Source organism: Arthrobacter sp. E1SS-5 (assembly GCF_057073715.1).
On record NZ_CP172703.1, the window covers coordinates 2,093,912 to 2,111,679 of the forward strand.

Consider the following 17,768-nt stretch of genomic DNA (forward strand, 5'->3'; position numbering starts at 1 on the left):
GTCAGAGGCGGTTTACCTCCGTCACCCTGACCATGGCCGTTCCGGTCGCATCGGACTCCGCCAGGTCCACCTCCGCCGAGATCCCCCAGTCGTGGTTGCCCGCCGGATCGTCGAAGATCTGGCGAACCTTCCAGGTCCCCGGTTCCTCGGTGATGATCAGTAGGCCGGGGCCGCGGGCATCGGGACCCGTCCCGATGTCGTCGTGTTCGTCGAAGTAGTCGTCCAGCGCATCTTCCCAGCGTTCGGCACCCCAGCCGGAGCCGCCGTCGAGCTCTCCCAATGCCGTGGAGTCCTCGTCGGCGAACAGTTCAACCCGGCGGAACATTTCGTTGCGCACCATGACCCGGAAAGCGCGGATGTTGGAGGTAAGCGACGGCGGCGGGGGCGGGGGAGCATCGTGCGGCGTCGGGGCCTTCCCGGACGTGAGTTCCTCCCACTCGTCCAAGAGGCTGGAGTCCACCTGCCGGACCAGTTCGCCGAGCCAGGCGATGAGGTCCGCCAGGTCCTCCCGGAGGGCGTCCTGCGGGACGGTCTGGCGCAGTGCCTTGAAGGCGTCGGCGAGGTACCGCAGCACGATGCCTTCGGACCTCGCCAGCCCGTAAAACTGGACGAATTCGCCGAAGTTCATGGCGCGCTCGTACATGTCCCGGACCACGGACTTGGGCGCGAGTTCGAAGTCGCCCACCCATGGGGCGGCCTTCCGGTACACCTCGAAAGCCTCGGCCAGGATGTCTGCCAGCGGCTGCGGGTAGGTCACCTCGTCCAGCATGGCCATCCGCTGGTCGTAGTCGATCCCGTCCGCCTTCATGGCCGCCACCGCTTCACCGCGGGCCTTCTTCTGCTGCGCCGACAGGATCTGGCGCGGTTTCTCCAGGGTCGCCTCGATCACGGACACCACGTCCAGGGCGTACGACGGCGACTCCGGGTCGAGCAGGTCAAGTGCGGCAAGTGCGAAGGGGGAGAGCGGCTGGTTCAGGGCGAAGTTGGGCTGCAGGTGGACGGTCAGCCGGACAGTCCGGCCGTCGGGGCCCTGTTCCTCCGGCGGAATCCGCTCGATGACCTCGGCGGCCAGCAGTTCCCGGTAAATGCCCAGCGCCTTCTTCATCAGCCGCAGCTGGTTGGGGCGCGGCTCGTGGTTCTCGGTGAGCAGCCGCCGGGCCGCCGCGAACGGGTCGCCGGGCCGCTCCATCAGGTTCATCAGCATGGCGTGCGTCACCGTGAAACTCGATGTCAACGGGTCCGGGACAGACTCGACCAGCCGGTTGAAGGTCGGTTCGCCCCAGGACACGAAACCCTCCGGCGGTTTCTTCTTCACCACCTGGCGGAGCTTCTTCTGGTCGTCGCCGAACTTGGCGGTGGCCTTGGCCATCGCCTTGACGTTCTCGATCACGTGCTCGGGCGCCTGCACCACCACCGTCCCGGCGGTGTCGTAGCCAGCGCGGCCGGCCCGCCCCGCAATCTGGTGGAACTCGCGTGAGTTAAGCAGCCGGGTTCGGACGCCGTCGTACTTGCTCAAGGCCGTGAGCAGCACCGTCCGGATGGGCACGTTGATGCCCACGCCCAGCGTGTCCGTACCGCAAATCACCTTCAGCAGTCCCGCCTGTGCCAGCTGCTCCACCAACCGGCGGTACTTTGGCAGCATGCCGGCGTGGTGCACGCCGATCCCGTGGCGCACCAGCCTGTTGAGCGTCTTCCCGAACCCTGCCGCAAACCGGAAGTTGGCGATCAGCTCCGCAATCTTGTCCTTTTCCTCCCTGGTGCACACGTTGATGCTCATCAGGTTCTGGGCGCGGTCAATCGCTTCGAGCTGGCTGAAGTGCACCACGTAGACAGGCACCTGCCTGGTGGACAGCAGCTCCTCCAGGGTCTCGTGGACGGGAGTCTGGTGGTAGTAGTAGTGAAGCGGGATGGGCCGCTCCGCCGAGCTCACCGTGGTGGTGGAACGCCCGGTCAACGCGGTCAGCCCCTCCTCGAACCGGGTGACGTCGCCCAGGGTTGCGGACATAAGCAGGAACTGCGCCTGCGGAAGCTCCAGGAGGGGGACCTGCCAGGCCCAGCCGCGCTGCGGGTCGGAGTAGAAGTGGAACTCATCCATGATCACTGCGCCCAGTTCCGCCGCCGGGCCTTCCCGCAGCGCGATGTTGGCCAGGATCTCCGCCGTGCAGCAGATGATGGGCGCCTCCTGGTTGACCCCGGAGTCGCCGGTGATCATGCCTACGTTCTCTGCGCCGAAAATGTCGCACAGTGCAAAAAACTTCTCCGATACCAGGGCCTTGATGGGCGCCGTGTAGTAGCTGCGCCGGCCGTGGGCCATCGCCTGGAAGTGCGCCGCGATGGCCACCAGCGACTTCCCGGACCCGGTGGGCGTCGCCAGGATGACGTTGGCGCCGGTTGCGAGCTCCATGATGGCCTCGTCCTGCGCCGGGTACAGGGACAGCCCGCGGCTTTCCGTCCACTCCACAAACCGGGTGTAAAGGGCGTCGGGGTCGACGGCGGCGGCTTGGTCTGGGGTGGACAGATCGCTCAGCTGGTCAACGAGTTTCATCGAGTTCAACCTTAGTGCCACGTGGCATACCGGCAGGGCGGTGCTGCCGGGTTAGGCTACGGCTTGCCCGTGTGCGCGTCAGAACCTGGAGATATTCATGAAATGGGATCCCGCAAAGTACGTCGAGTTTGGCGACTATCGCAACAGGCCGTTCTTCGACCTTACGGCGCGGATCCATGCGGAGGGCCCGGCGCAGGTGGTGGACCTTGGCTGCGGGCCCGGGAACCTCACGGCAACACTCGCGGAACGCTGGCCGGGCGCCCGGGTGGTCGGCCTGGATTCGTCCGCGGAGATGCTGGCAAAGGCTGCCCCGCTGGCGGCGAAGATTCCCGCCTTGGCATTCGAGCAGACGGACATTGCCGACTGGATGCCCGCTCACGGGACGGACGTCGTGGTGAGCAACGCCGCCCTGCAGTGGGTCCCGGGCCACCAGGACCTGATGCGGAAGTGGCTCGATGCCCTCCGGCCCGGCGCCTGGTTTGCCATGCAGGTCCCGGGGAACTTCAACGCCCCGTCGCACGCCCTGATGCGGGAACTCGCGGCATCGGACCGGTGGGCGTCCAAGCTGGACGGGGTGCTGCGGGGCGGGGAAACGGTGGGGGAGCCCGGAGACTACCTGGGCATCCTGCTCGACGCCGGCTTCGCGGCGGACGCGTGGGAAACCAGCTACCAGCAGGTGCTGCATGGCCAGGACGCGGTGCTGGAGTGGGTCAGGGGAACGGCGCTCCGGCCAGTGATGGCCGCCCTTAACGAGGATGACGCCAAGCGCTTCGAATCCGAGTACGGCGCCGCGCTGCGGGACGCCTATCCCCAGGGCGTCCACGGCACGGTCTTCCCGTTCCGCCGGATCTTCGCAGTGGGCCGCAAGGATGCCGGCTGATAGTTTTCAAAACCGTCACATGGCGTGACAGCGGTGAAAAGTGATGTGGCTTACAATGGCGTCTGTGGTTTAGGGGTCAAGCCGCTGGCCCCCTCTTCGGCCAAACGCACCTACAGGGGGTATTTTGCTGGTCGGACTCATGAAGCGGCAGCTTGTGGGCCAATACGGTCAGGTCGGAGCCATCGTCTTCCTCCAGCTGGTCCAGGCGGCGGCGAACCTGCTGCTGCCCACGGTGAACGCGGCCATCATCGACGACGGCATCGTCGCCGGAAGGCCTGAGGTAATCTCGCGGCTCGGGGTGCTCATGGCCGTTATCGCCGTGGTGCAGGCCGCCTCGGCCATCGCCGCGGGCTACCTCGGCGCCGTGGTGGCCATGAAGATCGGGCACCGCCTGCGGGCGCAGATGTTCACCAGGATCCAGTCGCTGTCCTCGCAGGATGTGGCCCTGTTCGGAACCCAAAGCCTGACCACCCGCGCAACGAACGATGTCCAGCAGGTCCAGGCATTTGCCGTGCTGGTCTTCACCATGCTTTTTGCCGGCCCGGCCATGGGCATCGGAGGGATCGTACTTGCCGTGCAGCAGGACGTGGCGCTCTCGGCGGTGGTGATCGTCATCGTGCCCCTGCTCCTGCTGATCATGTACCTGATCGTCCGCCGGCTGATCCCGCTCTACCGGGAGGGCCAGGACCTGCTGGACCGGTCCGGCGGCATTCTCCGCGAGCAGATCATTGGCGTTGATGTCATCCGCGCCTTTGTCCGGCAGGGCCACGAAGTGCGGCGGTTCGCGGCGACCAACGCGGGCCTGACGGCCAACAACCTGCAGTCGGCGCTCCTGGTGGCCGGGATGCTGCCGATGATCATGCTGGTGGTCAACATCAGTTCGGTCGCGGTTGTTTGGTTCGGCGGCCACCGCATCCAGGCCGGACTGATGAACCTCGGGGCGCTTACGGCGTTCATCGCCTACATCATGCAGATCCTGCTCGCGATCATGATGTCGATGTACGTCCTCATGACGGCACCCCGCGCCGCCGTCTGCGCCGAACGGATCCAGGCGGTCCTCGGCACCGAGCCGTCCGTCAGCAGTGCAGCGCAGCCGCACGCCCGCCTGGACCACGCCCCTTTGAAGCACCCCCATTTGGACCCGGACCGGCCGGCGGCGCTGACGTTCCAGAGCGTTGGCTTTTCCTATCCGGGTGCAGAAGCCCCTGTTCTTGCCGGCATCAGTTTTACCGCCGCCCCCGGTACCACCACCGCAATCGTCGGCTCCACGGGCAGCGGCAAGACCACCCTGCTGAACCTGGTTCCGCGGTTCCTTGACCCCACGGAGGGGCGGATCATGCTGGCCGGCCAGGACATTCGGAACCTGCCCCTTGACCAGCTCCGCGCCGCCATGGCGATCGTGCCCCAGCACTCCCACCTGTTCACGGGGACCATTGCCGACAACCTGCGGATGGGCGCCCCGGACGCAACGGACGAAGAACTCTGGGCCACCCTGGAGGCGGCACAGACCATGCGTTTCATGCGTGACCTCCCGCTGGGGCTTGCCACCCCTGTTGGCCAGGGCGGCGCCAGCCTGTCGGGCGGGCAGCGGCAAAGGCTGTGCATTGCCAGGGCCCTGCTGCGCAAAGCGCCCCTCTATCTCTTTGATGACAGCTTTTCGGCGCTGGACTACGACACGGACACCAGGCTGCGGCATGCCCTGGACCAGCAGCTCGCCGCGGCAACAACCATCCTGGTTGCAGAGCGGATTTCCGCCGTGGAGGACGCGGAGCTCATATTGGTGCTCGACGACGGTGGGCTCGTTGCGCAGGGGACGCACCAGGAGCTGCTGGAAACCTCAGCCACCTACCGCGAAATTGCCGAGTCCCAGCTCGCGTTGGACGGCACGCTGTGACGGCTGCGGAGGAAGGCGGGGAAGCGAAGCAGGGGTTCTGGCCGACCGCCGGCAGGCTCCTCGGCCTGCTGCGCCCCTTCCGGCTGCACATGCTGGGGGCGGTGGCGGCTACCTGCGCGTTCGCCGGCCTCAACGTTGCCGCCCCAAAGTACCTGGGTGATGCCACCGACGTGGTGGTGGAGGGCATCTTCCAAGGCACCCTGGACCAGCGCCTGGGAATCCTGTTGGCCGCTGTGGCCACTATGTACGTCTTCGCCTCCCTCTTTAATTGGGTGCAGGGCGCACTGACAGCCCGCGCCGTGCAAGGGCTCATGTACGGCCTGCGCGCCTCGGTCGAGGACAAACTTCACCGTCTTCCCTCCACCTACTTCCGGGAACGCTCACGGGGTGATGTCCTGAGCCGGGCCACCAACGACATCGACAACATCGCGCAGGCCCTCAACCAGGTCCTGACCCAGCTGATCGTGTCGGTGCTGATGCTGTTCGGTTCGCTGGCCATGATGCTGTGGATCTCGCCGTTGCTCGCAGCCATTGCCATTGCCACCGTTCCCATCTCCACCTGGATTACATTCCTGGTGGCCAGGAGGTCCCAGGAGCATTTCGCCGTGCAGTGGAAGGAGACCGGCGAACTCAACGCCCACGTGGAGGAATTCGTCAGCGGGCACGAGGTCATTAAAGCTTTCGGCCGGCAGGGACATGCGGTGGAAATTTTCAGCCGCAGCAACGGGCGGCTGGCACGGGCAGCTGCCAAGGCCCAGTACTCGGCGGGGGTGGTCCAGCCGCTGATGGTGCTGATGTCCAACCTCAATTACGTAGCGGTTGCAGTCGTGGGAGCCCTGCAGGTCATTGCGGGAGCCATGACCATTGGGGGCATCCAGGCCTTCATCCAGTTCAGCCGGTTGTTCACCCAGCCGGTAGGCCAGATCGGGGGGCTCCTCAACGTCATGCAGTCCTGCGCGGCGTCCGCGGGCAGGGTTTTCGTGCTTTTGGATGCGCGTGAGGATCCGCAGGAGCCACACCTGCAGGAGCAGGATGGGCGGCCTTCCGTGGCCCCGGCGGGAGGCCCCATCGCTTTCCAGGACGTCACGTTCGGCTACCCTGGCTCCGTCCCCGCGGTCCGCAACCTCACCTTCACGGTGGAACCGGGGCAGTCGGTGGCAATCGTCGGACACACCGGTGCGGGCAAGAGCACGGTGGTGAACCTGCTGATGCGGTTCCTGGAGCCCACCTCCGGCCGGATCACCATGGGCCAAATAAACATCGCGGACATCCCCCGGGACCACCTCCGTGCCCGGTTTGGCGTGGTGCTGCAGGACTCCTGGCTCTTCGCCGGCACCATCCGCGACAACATTGCCTACGGCCGGCCCGACGCCCCGGATGCGGCCATTGTCGCTGCCGCGGAAGCCACCCACGCCGACCGCTTCATCAGGTCCCTGCCGCACGGCTACGACACCGTCCTGGAAAACGGAGGGGATCCGCTCAGCCAGGGCCAGCGGCAGCTCCTGACCATCGCCAGGGCGCAGCTTGCCGAACGCTCCGTACTCGTCCTGGACGAAGCAACCAGTTCGGTGGACTCCAGGACTGAGCTGCTCATCCGCCAGGCGATGCAGCGGCTGCGCCACGGGCGGACAAGCTTCGTGATCGCCCACCGTTTGTCCACCATCCGTAACGCTGATCTAATTCTCGTCATGGACCACGGACGCATCGTCGAGCAGGGAACGCATGGAAGCCTCCTTGCCGCCAACAGCTACTACGCCAGGCTGTACTACGCCCAGTTTGCAGAACGCGACGGCAAGGCCGGCGTCCTGGAGGGTGGCCTGTGAAGGCTGCTGCCGACTTCCCGGGGTCATGGCGGCCCAACCAGGCCAGCAGCGTAGCGCTCTTCGAGCAGCTTCGGCTGCAGGTCATCCACCTGGCGGACAGCGGTGCACTGGCGCCCGGCACCAGGCTCCCCGCGGTGCGGGCCCTCGCGGAACAACTGGACGTCGCCCCGCATACCGTGGCCAGGGCCTACAAGGAGCTGGAGGCGGCCGGCGTGGTCGCCACCCGTGGGCGCAACGGCACCGTGGTTTGTGCCCGGGATGAGCGGCTGGGAGGACTCTCCGACGCCGCGGCCGCGTATGCCGCCGTCGCAAAATCCCAGGGTGCCAGCTTCGCCGAAGCGGTGAAGCTGCTGGCCGCGGCCTACGATGTTCCCTGAGGGCGGAACGGTCAGTGTTCGAAAAAGTTTTCGATTAGCATTATGGGGTGCCTAAAGCCTTAGCTGAAGAAACCCCTGCCCCCTCCGCTTCCCTCGCCGCACCCTCGGCGGCCGCCCTGGAACGCCCGGACCTCTCCCGCCTTGTGGTGAAGGGTGCGCGGGAGCACAACCTCCGCAACGTGGACCTTGACCTGCCGCGCGATGCCATGATCGTCTTCACCGGACTCTCCGGGTCCGGCAAGTCATCCCTGGCGTTCGACACCATCTTTGCCGAGGGCCAGCGGCGCTACGTCGAATCGCTCTCCGCTTACGCACGCCAGTTCCTGGGCCAGGTGGACAAGCCCGACGTCGATTTCATCGAGGGACTCTCCCCGGCGGTTTCCATCGACCAGAAGTCCACCAGCAAGAACCCGCGCTCCACGGTGGGCACCATCACCGAGATCTACGACTACATGCGCCTGCTCTGGGCGCGCGTCGGCCGGCCGCACTGCCCGGTTTGTGGCGAACCCGTATCCAAGCAGACCCCGCAGCAGATTGTCGACCAGCTCCTTGAACTCGACGACGGCACGCGGTTCCAGGTTCTGGCCCCCGTGGTGCGCGGACGCAAGGGTGAGTTCGTTGACCTCTTCAAGGACCTCAGCGCCAAGGGCTACTCGCGGGCACGCGTGGACGGCAACCTCGTCCAGCTGAGCGATCCGCCCAAGCTCGGCAAGCAGTTCAAGCACACCATCGAGGTGGTGGTGGACCGCCTGGTGGTCAAGGAAGGGATCAGCCAGCGGCTGACTGATTCCATCGAGACCGCCCTGGGACTGGCGGAGGGCCGCGTGCTGGCGGAGTTCGTTGACGTTGATGCGGATGCTCCGGAGCGGATCCGGGCGTTCTCGGAAAACCTCGCCTGCCCCAACGAGCACCCGCTCGCCATCGACGAGATTGAGCCCCGCTCCTTCTCCTTCAACAATCCCTTCGGCGCCTGCGCGGCCTGCAGTGGCATCGGCACGCGGCTGGAGGTGGATGAGGAACTCATCGTTCCCAACCCGGAACTGTCCCTGTCCGAGGGCGCCATCGCACCTTGGTCCATGGGAACTGCTACCACGGAGTACTGGAACCGGCTCCTGGAGGGCCTGGCCAAGGAAGTCGGCTTCTCCATGACCACGCCATGGGAAAAGCTGGGCAAGGACGTGCGCCAGATCGTCCTGCACGGCAAGGACCACAAGGTAGTGGTGCAGTACCGCAACCGCTTTGGCCGTGAACGCAAGTACAGCACCGGGTTCGAAGGTGCCATCCAGTACGTCCACCGCAAGCACGGCGAGACCGACTCCGACTGGGCGCGCGACCGCTACGAAGAGTACATGCGGCAGGTTCCCTGCCCTGCGTGCAACGGTGCCCGCCTCAACCCGGCATCACTGTCCGTCCTCATCAACGGCAAGTCCATCGCCGAGGTTGCGGCCCTCCCCATGCGGGAATGCGCAGATTTCCTGAACAACCTTGTGCTGACCGGACGCGAAGCCCAGATCGCCCACCAGGTCCTCAAGGAAATCCAGGCCCGGTTGACCTTCCTCCTGGACGTCGGGCTGGAGTACCTCAACCTGGAGCGGCCCTCGGCCACCCTTTCCGGCGGCGAAGCCCAGCGCATCCGGCTGGCAACCCAGATCGGGTCCGGCCTGGTGGGGGTCCTCTATGTCCTCGACGAACCCTCCATCGGCCTGCACCAGCGCGACAACCGCCGACTGATCGAAACCCTCACCCGGCTCCGCGACATGGGGAACACCCTGATCGTCGTGGAGCACGACGAAGACACCATCCACGTGGCCGACTGGATCGTGGACATCGGACCGGGAGCGGGTGAGCACGGCGGCCAGGTGGTCCACTCCGGCACCTACAAGGAACTGCTGGACAACAGGGAATCGCTGACCGGTGACTACCTGTCCGGCCGCAAGGCCATCGAGGTACCCAAGAAGCGCCGCAAGTATGACAAGAAACGCGAGATCAAGGTCGTGGGCGCGCGCGAGAACAACCTGGTGAACGTCGATGCCGCCTTCCCCCTGGGCCTCTTCACCGCGGTCACCGGCGTGAGCGGTTCGGGCAAGTCGACCCTCGTGAATGAGATCCTCTACAAAGTCCTGGCCAACAAGCTCAACGGCGCCAAGCAGGTAGCCGGACGGCACAAGACGGTCCAGGGCCTGGAGCACCTGGACAAGGTGGTGCACGTCGACCAGAGCCCCATCGGCCGGACCCCGCGGTCCAACCCGGCCACGTACACCGGCGTCTTCGACAACATCCGCAAGCTTTTCGCGGAAACCACCGAAGCCAAGGTGCGCGGCTACCTTCCCGGCCGCTTCTCCTTCAACGTCAAGGGCGGCCGCTGCGAGGCGTGCTCGGGTGACGGCACCCTGAAGATCGAGATGAACTTCCTGCCTGACGTCTACGTCCCCTGCGAGGTGTGCCATGGGGCCCGCTACAACCGGGAGACCCTGGAAGTGCACTACAAGGGCAAAACCATCGCGGATGTGCTCAACATGCCCATCGAAGAGGCCGCCGAATTCTTTGCGGCGTTCTCACCCATCGCGCGGCACCTGAACACCCTGGTGGACGTAGGACTGGGCTACGTGCGGCTGGGCCAGCCCGCCACCACCCTTTCCGGCGGCGAAGCGCAAAGGGTCAAGCTCGCGGCGGAACTGCAAAAGCGCTCCAACGGACGCAGCATCTATGTCCTGGACGAGCCCACCACCGGCCTGCACTTCGAAGACATCCGCAAGCTCCTCATGGTCCTGCAGGGCCTGGTGGACAAGGGCAATACCGTGATCACCATCGAGCACAACCTTGATGTCATCAAGAGCGCGGACTGGCTGGTTGACCTCGGGCCTGACGGCGGTTCGGGCGGCGGACAGATTGTTGCCGCTGGAACGCCGGAACAGGTGGCGAAGTCCAGCGCCAGCCACACCGGGAAGTTCCTGGCCGAAATTCTGGGCTGAGCGAAGGAATTACAACAGAAGTATTCCTCGCCGGGAATGCGAGTTTCAGGCACTCCTGCTGTCGTGAGAAACTAACCCGGTGACTTCAACAACAGTGCCCGTGATCTTTGACCTGGACGGCACTCTTGTCGACCCGGCCGGTGGAATAACCGGGGGGATTGCGTCGGCCCTCCGCGGGCTGGGGCTCCCCGTTCCCGGCCAGGACCTGCTTGACTCGATGATCGGCCCCAAGCTGAGCGATTCACTGCTCAACGTGGCAAAGGTTCCGGCGGACCGCCTGGAAGAGGTGGTCCGCCGCTACCGGGAGTACTACGTCGCCACGGGCATCGCCCAGAGCCGGCTGTACCCGGGCATCCGCGAAATCCTCGAATCATTCGCAGAGGCCGGACGCCCCGTGGCCGTCGCCACCCAGAAACCGCAGCGGCTTGCCCACAAGGTCCTGGCGCACCACGGCATCGACGGATTCTTCCACGGCATCCACGGCTCCGCGGACGACGAAACGTTGGTGGAAGGCGTCCCGCTGGGCAAGACGCAGATCATCGCGGCCGCCCTGCGTGACCTGGACACCCGGCACGCCATAATGGTGGGGGACCGTGCCCAGGACGTCTCCGGAGCGATCGCCAATGGACTTGACTGCATCGGGGTTGTCTGGGGCTTCGCGCCGGATGGCGAGCTGGAGGAAGCCGGCTCCGTGGCGGTCGTCAACACCGGCGACGAACTCGTTGCCGTCATTGAGCGGCTCCAGTCAATCCACACTGCAGCCATGAGCGGGGTGAGCAACGATGGAAATGTTTGATGCCGTCCGCTGGACCACCCGCAACCTGATCGCCGGCACCTGCCGGCCCACCGTCGTCGGACTCGAAAACGTCCCTTCCGACGGTCCCTTCATCGTGGCACCCAACCACCTGTCCTTTTTCGACAGCGTGATCGTACAGGCGCTGATGCCCCGTCCCGTCGCCTTCTTCGCCAAGGCCGAATACTTCACCACCGGCGGCATCAAGGGCAGGGTCATGAAGGCCTTCTTCGAATCCGTGGGGTCCATCCCGGTGGAGCGCGGGGAACAGGCAGCCAGCGTGCAGGCCCTCAAGACCCTGTTGGACATCCTGGAAGCAGGGCGCGGCATCGGCATCTACCCGGAAGGCACCCGCTCCCGTGACGGCATCCTCTACCGGGGGCGCACCGGGGTGGGCTGGCTGGCGCTCACCACGGGGGCGCCCGTGATTCCCGTGGGCCTCATCGGAACCGAGCAGCTTCAGCGCGCCGGCGAAAAAGGCGTCCGGCCCCAGCACTTCACCATGAAGGTGGGGGAGCCGCTGTACTTCGACAAGACGGGACCGGACCACTCCCTTCCCGCCCGCCGTGAGGTTACGGACCGGATCATGGACGCCATCGCCGAACTCAGCGGCCAGGAACGCTCTGCCAGCTACAACCAGAGCAAGTCCACCGAATAGCCCGGCTGGCAAGGAGACCCGGCGCGACTCAGTAGACTTGATAGGTGGCAAATCCAGCAAGTTACCGCCCCAAAACCGGTGAAATCCCCACCAACCCGGGCGTCTACCGGTTCCGTGATCCGCACGGCCGGGTCATTTATGTGGGCAAAGCCAAGAGCCTCCGGTCCCGGCTGAACTCCTATTTCGCCAACCCGGCCGGGCTGCTGCCCAAAACCTACGCGATGGTCCATGCGGCCAGCAGTGTCGAGTGGACCGTAGTGGGCAGCGAGCTGGAGTCGCTGCAGCTGGAATACACCTGGATCAAGGAATTCAAGCCACGGTTCAATGTGGTGTTCCGGGATGACAAGACCTATCCCTACCTCGCCGTAACCATGAGCGAGAAGTACCCCCGGGTGCAGGTGATGCGCGGAGACAAACGGAAGGGGACCCGCTACTTCGGACCCTACACAGCCGGGGCCATCCGGGAAACCATGGACACCCTGCTCCGCGTCTTCCCCGTCCGGAGCTGCAGCGCCGGCGTCTTCAAGCGGGCCGAGGCCAGCGGGCGGCCGTGCCTGCTGGGATACATCGACAAGTGCTCAGCACCCTGCGTGGGCCGGATCTCGCCACAGGACCACCGGGCACTGGCCGACGACTTCTGCGCCTTCATGGGCGGTGAGGCCACCAGGTTCATCAACAAGCTTGAGAAGCAAATGGGCGACGCCGTGGCGAAGCTCGACTATGAGCACGCCGCCAGGCTGCGGGACGACATCACCGCGCTGCGCAAGGTCTTCGAACGGAACGCGGTGGTCCTGTCAGAGGACACCGACGCCGACGTCTTCGCCCTGCACGAAGACGAACTCGAAGCCGCCGTCCAGGTGTTCCACGTCCGCGGTGGCAGGATCCGTGGCCAGCGCGGCTGGGTGGTGGAGAAGGTGGAGGACTTCAGCACCCCTGATTTGGTGGAGCACCTGCTCCAGCAGGTTTACGGCGAGGACGGCGATACCCACGGCCGGCTTCCGCGCGAAGTCCTGGTGCCCGTGGCGCCCAGCAATACTGAGGACCTGGCGAAGTGGCTGGCCGGCATCCGCGGCGCCAAGGTAGACATCCGGGTACCCCAGCGCGGGGACAAGGCGGCGCTGATGTCCACGGTGCGCGAGAACGCCGAGCACGCGCTGAGGCTCCACAAGACCCGGCGCGCGGGGGACATCACCGTCAGGTCGCAGGCCCTCCAGGAACTCCAGGAAGCGCTGGACCTGCCCGTTCCACTGCTGCGGATCGAGTGCTTCGACGTTTCCCACGTACAGGGCACCAACGTGGTGGCCTCCATGGTGGTGGTGGAGGACGGACTCCCCAAGAAGTCCGACTACCGCAAGTTCTCCATTACGGGTCCCGCGGCGTCTGATGACACCGCGGCCATGCACGATGTCCTGACCCGCCGTTTCCGCCACTACCTGCAGGACAAGTCCGCGGAGGTGGATGAGTCTGTCCTGGCGGCGGACGCTCTGGAACCGGACGTAGTGGCAGCGGACGGCCGGCTCGAGGATGGCCAGGCAACCGAAACCGAAGCAGCCGCCCTGGACACCACCACCCCGGCGCCCAAGGCCAAGTTCGCCTACCCGCCCAACCTGGTGGTTGTGGACGGCGGCCAGCCCCAGGTGAACGCCGCGTCCCGCGCCCTGAAGGACCTGGGTATCGATGATGTGTACGTCGTTGGCCTGGCCAAGCGCCTGGAGGAAGTATGGCTGCCGGACAGCGACTTCCCGGTCATCCTGCCCCGCACGTCCCAGGGGCTTTACCTGCTGCAGCGGATCCGTGACGAGGCGCACCGGTTCGCCATCACGTTCCACCGCCAAAAGCGCGGCAAGGCCATGACCGTTTCGGCGCTGGACGCCGTTCCCGGGCTGGGCGCCTCCAAGCGCAAGGCCCTGCTGGCGCACTTCGGCTCGGTCAAGGGCGTGAAGGCTGCCACCGCGGAAGAGCTCGCCCAGGCAAAAGGCATTGGCCCCGCACTGGCCAATGCCATCGTGAACCACTTCGCTGCCGACGGGCCCGAAGCGGTCACAGTGCCGGCGGTCAACATGACCACCGGCGAAATCATTGAATCTTAGCTAGGGTAAAGGACGGGGCAGCGCCATTGCCGCCCATGGGGACAACGAGGAAACGGGGCAGGCTTCATGGCAGACACGACGGCGGAATCCGGGGCCGGGCACGACGGTATGGAACCCGTCAAACCGGTCGAAGCGGAGCTGCTGGTGGTCACCGGAATGTCCGGCGCCGGACGAAGCACGGCCGCCGACGCCCTGGAGGACCACGGCTGGTATGTCGTGGAAAACCTGCCGCCGCAGATGCTGGGAACGCTCGCGGAACTCGTCTCGCACGCACCGCAGTCCATTCCCCGGCTGGCAGTGGTCATCGACGTCCGCAGCAAAGGCCTCTTCGCCGATATCCGTTCGGCCCTGCACGCACTTGCGGCCAGCGGGGTCACCTTCCGGGTCCTGTTCCTTGACGCAAGCGACAACGTCCTGGTCCGGCGGTTTGAACAGGGGCGCCGTCCGCACCCGCTGCAGGGCGGCGGGCGCATCCTTGACGGTATTGCTGCCGAACGTGAGCTGCTGCAGGAACTGCGCGACAGCTCCGACGTCGTCCTTGATACTTCCAACTACAACGTCCACGGCCTGGCCACCGCCATTACGGAGCTTTTCAGCGAAACCGGCCCCGTGGCCCTGCGGCTCAACGTCATGAGCTTCGGCTTCAAGTACGGCCTGCCGGTGGACGCCAACTACGTGGCCGACGTCCGGTTCATCCCCAACCCGCACTGGGTGCCCCAGCTCCGCCCGCAGACAGGCCTGGACAAGGACGTCAGCGACTACGTGCTGGAGGCCGAAGGCGTCAAGAACTTCGTGGACCGCTATGTCCTGGCCCTGGAACCCGTCCTGGAGGGGTACCGCAGGGAAAACAAGCACTACGCCACCATCGCGGTGGGCTGCACCGGCGGCAAGCACCGCTCGGTTGCAGTAGCCGTGGAACTTTCCAAGAAACTCGCGCAGTACCCGCGGGTCACGGTGACCACCGCGCACCGGGATCTGGGCCGCGAGTAATGGCCCTGTTCACCGGAGCCCTGCCCCTGGTGCCGCCGGCCGCTGGTAAGGGCTCGGGCCAGCAGGACAAGGGTCCCAACGTGGTGGCCCTGGGCGGCGGCCACGGCCTGGCGGCCTCGCTCTCGGCACTGCGGCTGCTCACCTCCGAGCTCACCGCGGTAGTCACGGTAGCGGACGACGGCGGTTCTTCCGGGCGTCTGCGCGAGGAGTACGGCGTCCTTCCGCCGGGAGACCTCCGCATGGCACTGTCCGCGCTCTGCGACGACACAGACTGGGGACGGACCTGGCGCGATGTCATGCAGCACCGGTTCCGCGCCGGGAAAGGCCCCGGCGGCTCCCTGGACGAGCACGCCATGGGCAACCTGCTGATCGTGACGCTCTGGGAACTGCTGGGAGACGCCGTGGCAGGACTCAAGTGGGCCGGGGCCCTGCTCGGCGCCCGTGGGCAGGTCCTGCCCATGTCAACCGTTCCGCTCACCATCGAAGGCGATGTGCGCGTGGCCGCCCCGGACGGTGGCACCACCCTCCAGACCATCCGCGGCCAGGCGCGTTGTGCCGTGGCCGGCTCGCTGGAGGAAGTGCGGCTCCTGCCCAAGGCAGCCCCGGCGTGCACTGACGCCCTGACGGCCATCGAACTGGCGGACTGGGTGGTCCTGGGCCCCGGCTCCTGGTACACGTCGGTCCTGCCGCACCTGCTCCTGCCGGAGATGCGGCAGGCATTGTGCAGCACCCCCGCCAAACGCTGCCTGACCATGAACCTCGCCACGGACACCAAGGAAACCAGCGGTATGACCGCGGCCGACCACCTCCACGTCCTCCGGCGCTACGCCCCGGAGTTCAGCGTGGACGTGGTCCTGGCCGATCCGGCGTCGGTGCCGGACCGGCAGGAGTTCGAGAAGGCTGCCGGCATGCTCGGAGCGGAAGTTGTCTTGGGTAAAGTAGGGGCGTCGGGACGCCGGCCCGTCCACGAGCCGCTTCGGCTGGCCACGGCGTACCAGGACATTTTTGGGAACAGTTAGGAAGGTGCCATGGCACTGACAGCATCAGTCAAGGAAGAACTGTCCCGTCTGGACATCAAGAAGTCATCAGTGCGCAAGGCTGAAGTCTCCGCAATGCTCCGGTTCGCCGGGGGACTGCACATCATCTCCGGCAGGATCGTCATCGAGGCGGAAGTGGACCTGGCATCCACTGCCCGCCGGCTCCGTGCCGCCATCGCGGAAGTCTACGGACACCAGAGCGAGATCATCGTGGTCTCCGCCGGCGGACTCCGCCGCGCCAGCCGCTACGTGGTCCGCGTGGTGCGCGACGGCGAGGCGCTGGCCCGGCAAACCGGCCTCCTGGACGGACGCGGCCGACCCGTGCGCGGGCTGCCATCCGCCGTCGTCAATGGTTCAGCGGCGGACGCCGAGGCCGTGTGGCGCGGCGCCTTCCTGGCCCACGGCTCGCTCACCGAACCGGGCCGCTCGTCGTCGCTGGAGGTCACCTGCCCGGGACCCGAATCCGCCCTTGCCCTGGTGGGCGCCGCCCGTCGGCTGGACATCCAGGCCAAAGCGCGGGAGGTCAGGGGAGTGGACCGCGTAGTCATCCGGGACGGGGACACCATCGCCGCGCTCCTGACGCGCATGGGCGCGCATGACGCGCTGATGGTGTGGGAGGAACGCCGCATGCGCAAGGAGGTTAGGGCCACCGCCAACCGGCTTGCGAACTTCGATGACGCCAACCTGAGACGCTCCGCCCAGGCCGCCGTGGCCGCCGGCGCACGCGTGGAACGGGCGCTGGAAATCCTGGGCGACGACGTCCCGGACCACCTGAAATACGCGGGCGAACTGCGGGTGGCCCACAAGCAGGCAAGCCTTGACGAGCTGGGCCGGCTGGCCGACCCCGTCATGACCAAGGACGCCATCGCCGGAAGGATCCGCCGCCTGCTGGCCATGGCGGACAAACGTGCGCTCGACCTGGGCGTTCCCGGGACGGACGCCAATGTGACGCCCGAAATGCTGGACGAGTAAGCGCCCCATAGAATCAAAGAGAATTCCGGGCACCAGCTGCCCGGATGCACAATCCGAGCGTTACCAAACCGGACCTTCGGGTCCACGATATTGGAGGATTTTGTGACCGAGTACGTATTGCCGGAACTCAGCTACGACTACGCCGCCCTTGAACCGCACATCTCCGCGCGGATCATGGAGCTGCACCACAGCAAGCACCACGCCACCTACGTGGCAGGCGCCAACAACGCCCTGGCCCAGTTGGCCGAGGCACGTGAAAAGGGCGACTTCGCCAACATCAACCGGCTCTCCAAGGACCTCGCGTTCCACACCGGCGGCCACATCAACCACTCGGTGTTCTGGAAGAACCTGTCCCCGGACGGCGGCGACAAGCCCGAAGGTGAGCTGGCTGCCGCAATCGATGACGCGTTCGGCTCCTTTGATGCCTTCCGCGCCCAGTTCTCCGCCGCCGCCCTTGGCCTGCAGGGATCGGGCTGGGGCTTCCTGGCGTACGAGCCCATCGGCGGAAACCTGGTCATCGAGCAGCTCTACGACCAGCAGGGCAACACCGCACTGGGAACCATCCCGCTGCTGATGCTGGACATGTGGGAGCACGCCTTCTACCTGGACTACGTCAACGTCAAGGCCGACTACGTCAAGGCGTTCTGGAACATCGTGAACTGGGCAGATGTTGCCCAGCGCTTCGAGGCAGCACGCGCCAACGCCACGGGACTCATCACCCTCCCGTAGTGACGCGC

The 17,768-nt window shown here is 66.0% G+C and carries 13 protein-coding genes; 12 read left to right on the plus strand and 1 reads right to left on the minus strand.

Annotated features, from left to right (window positions below; all coding sequences use genetic code 11):
• Nucleotide 1 precedes the first annotated feature (1 nt).
• The gene (locus tag ACIGJD_RS09670) at nt 2-2,545 is read right to left on the minus strand and encodes a DEAD/DEAH box helicase (protein ID WP_483689331.1); all 2,544 of its coding nucleotides are present in this window, start codon (nt 2,543-2,545) and stop codon (nt 2-4) included.
• A gap of 97 nt (nt 2,546-2,642) precedes the next feature.
• On the opposite strand from ACIGJD_RS09670, the gene ACIGJD_RS09675 reads away from it, so the two are divergent.
• From ACIGJD_RS09675 to ACIGJD_RS09730, 12 genes are all read left to right on the plus strand, one after another.
• Complete coding sequence (locus ACIGJD_RS09675; protein ID WP_483689332.1) at nt 2,643-3,425, plus strand: trans-aconitate 2-methyltransferase; 783 nt, start codon at nt 2,643-2,645, stop codon at nt 3,423-3,425.
• Between the two features lie 139 nt (nt 3,426-3,564).
• Nucleotides 3,565-5,319 carry an ABC transporter ATP-binding protein gene (locus tag ACIGJD_RS09680; protein ID WP_483689333.1) on the plus strand — a complete coding sequence of 585 codons (1,755 nt, stop codon included), beginning with the start codon at nt 3,565-3,567 and terminating at the stop codon, nt 5,317-5,319.
• Nucleotides 5,316-7,142 carry an ABC transporter ATP-binding protein gene (locus ACIGJD_RS09685; protein ID WP_483689334.1) on the plus strand — a complete coding sequence of 609 codons (1,827 nt, stop codon included), beginning with the start codon at nt 5,316-5,318 and terminating at the stop codon, nt 7,140-7,142. Before ACIGJD_RS09680 ends, ACIGJD_RS09685 begins: the two co-directional genes overlap by 4 nt.
• Entirely contained in the window at nt 7,139-7,519 is a 381-nt protein-coding gene (locus tag ACIGJD_RS09690) for a GntR family transcriptional regulator (protein WP_142133923.1), read from the plus strand. Before ACIGJD_RS09685 ends, ACIGJD_RS09690 begins: the two co-directional genes overlap by 4 nt.
• A 47-nt stretch (nt 7,520-7,566) precedes the next feature.
• The gene (gene uvrA, locus ACIGJD_RS09695; RefSeq protein ID WP_483689335.1) at nt 7,567-10,491 is read left to right on the plus strand and encodes an excinuclease ABC subunit UvrA; all 2,925 of its coding nucleotides are present in this window, start codon (nt 7,567-7,569) and stop codon (nt 10,489-10,491) included.
• A gap of 79 nt (nt 10,492-10,570) precedes the next feature.
• Entirely contained in the window at nt 10,571-11,287 is a 717-nt protein-coding gene (locus ACIGJD_RS09700) for an HAD hydrolase-like protein (RefSeq protein WP_483689336.1), read from the plus strand.
• Entirely contained in the window at nt 11,274-11,942 is a 669-nt protein-coding gene (locus ACIGJD_RS09705) for a lysophospholipid acyltransferase family protein (protein WP_483689337.1), read from the plus strand. Before ACIGJD_RS09700 ends, ACIGJD_RS09705 begins: the two co-directional genes overlap by 14 nt.
• 44 nt (nt 11,943-11,986) lie before the next feature.
• Nucleotides 11,987-14,032: an excinuclease ABC subunit UvrC gene (gene uvrC / locus ACIGJD_RS09710; RefSeq protein ID WP_483689338.1), complete on the plus strand. Its 2,046-nt coding sequence runs from the start codon at nt 11,987-11,989 to the stop codon at nt 14,030-14,032.
• A gap of 66 nt (nt 14,033-14,098) precedes the next feature.
• Nucleotides 14,099-15,022 carry an RNase adapter RapZ gene (rapZ, locus tag ACIGJD_RS09715; RefSeq protein ID WP_142133918.1) on the plus strand — a complete coding sequence of 308 codons (924 nt, stop codon included), beginning with the start codon at nt 14,099-14,101 and terminating at the stop codon, nt 15,020-15,022.
• A complete protein-coding gene (locus ACIGJD_RS09720) occupies nt 15,022-16,041 on the plus strand; it encodes a gluconeogenesis factor YvcK family protein (protein ID WP_483689339.1) in 1,020 nt (339 codons plus the stop codon). The genes rapZ and ACIGJD_RS09720 overlap by 1 nt, the downstream gene beginning before the upstream one ends.
• A gap of 9 nt (nt 16,042-16,050) precedes the next feature.
• Entirely contained in the window at nt 16,051-17,031 is a 981-nt protein-coding gene (whiA, locus tag ACIGJD_RS09725) for a DNA-binding protein WhiA (protein WP_142133916.1), read from the plus strand.
• Nucleotides 17,032-17,133: 102 nt separating this feature from the next.
• Nucleotides 17,134-17,760 carry a superoxide dismutase gene (locus ACIGJD_RS09730; RefSeq protein WP_236802614.1) on the plus strand — a complete coding sequence of 209 codons (627 nt, stop codon included), beginning with the start codon at nt 17,134-17,136 and terminating at the stop codon, nt 17,758-17,760.
• Nucleotides 17,761-17,768 lie beyond the last annotated feature (8 nt).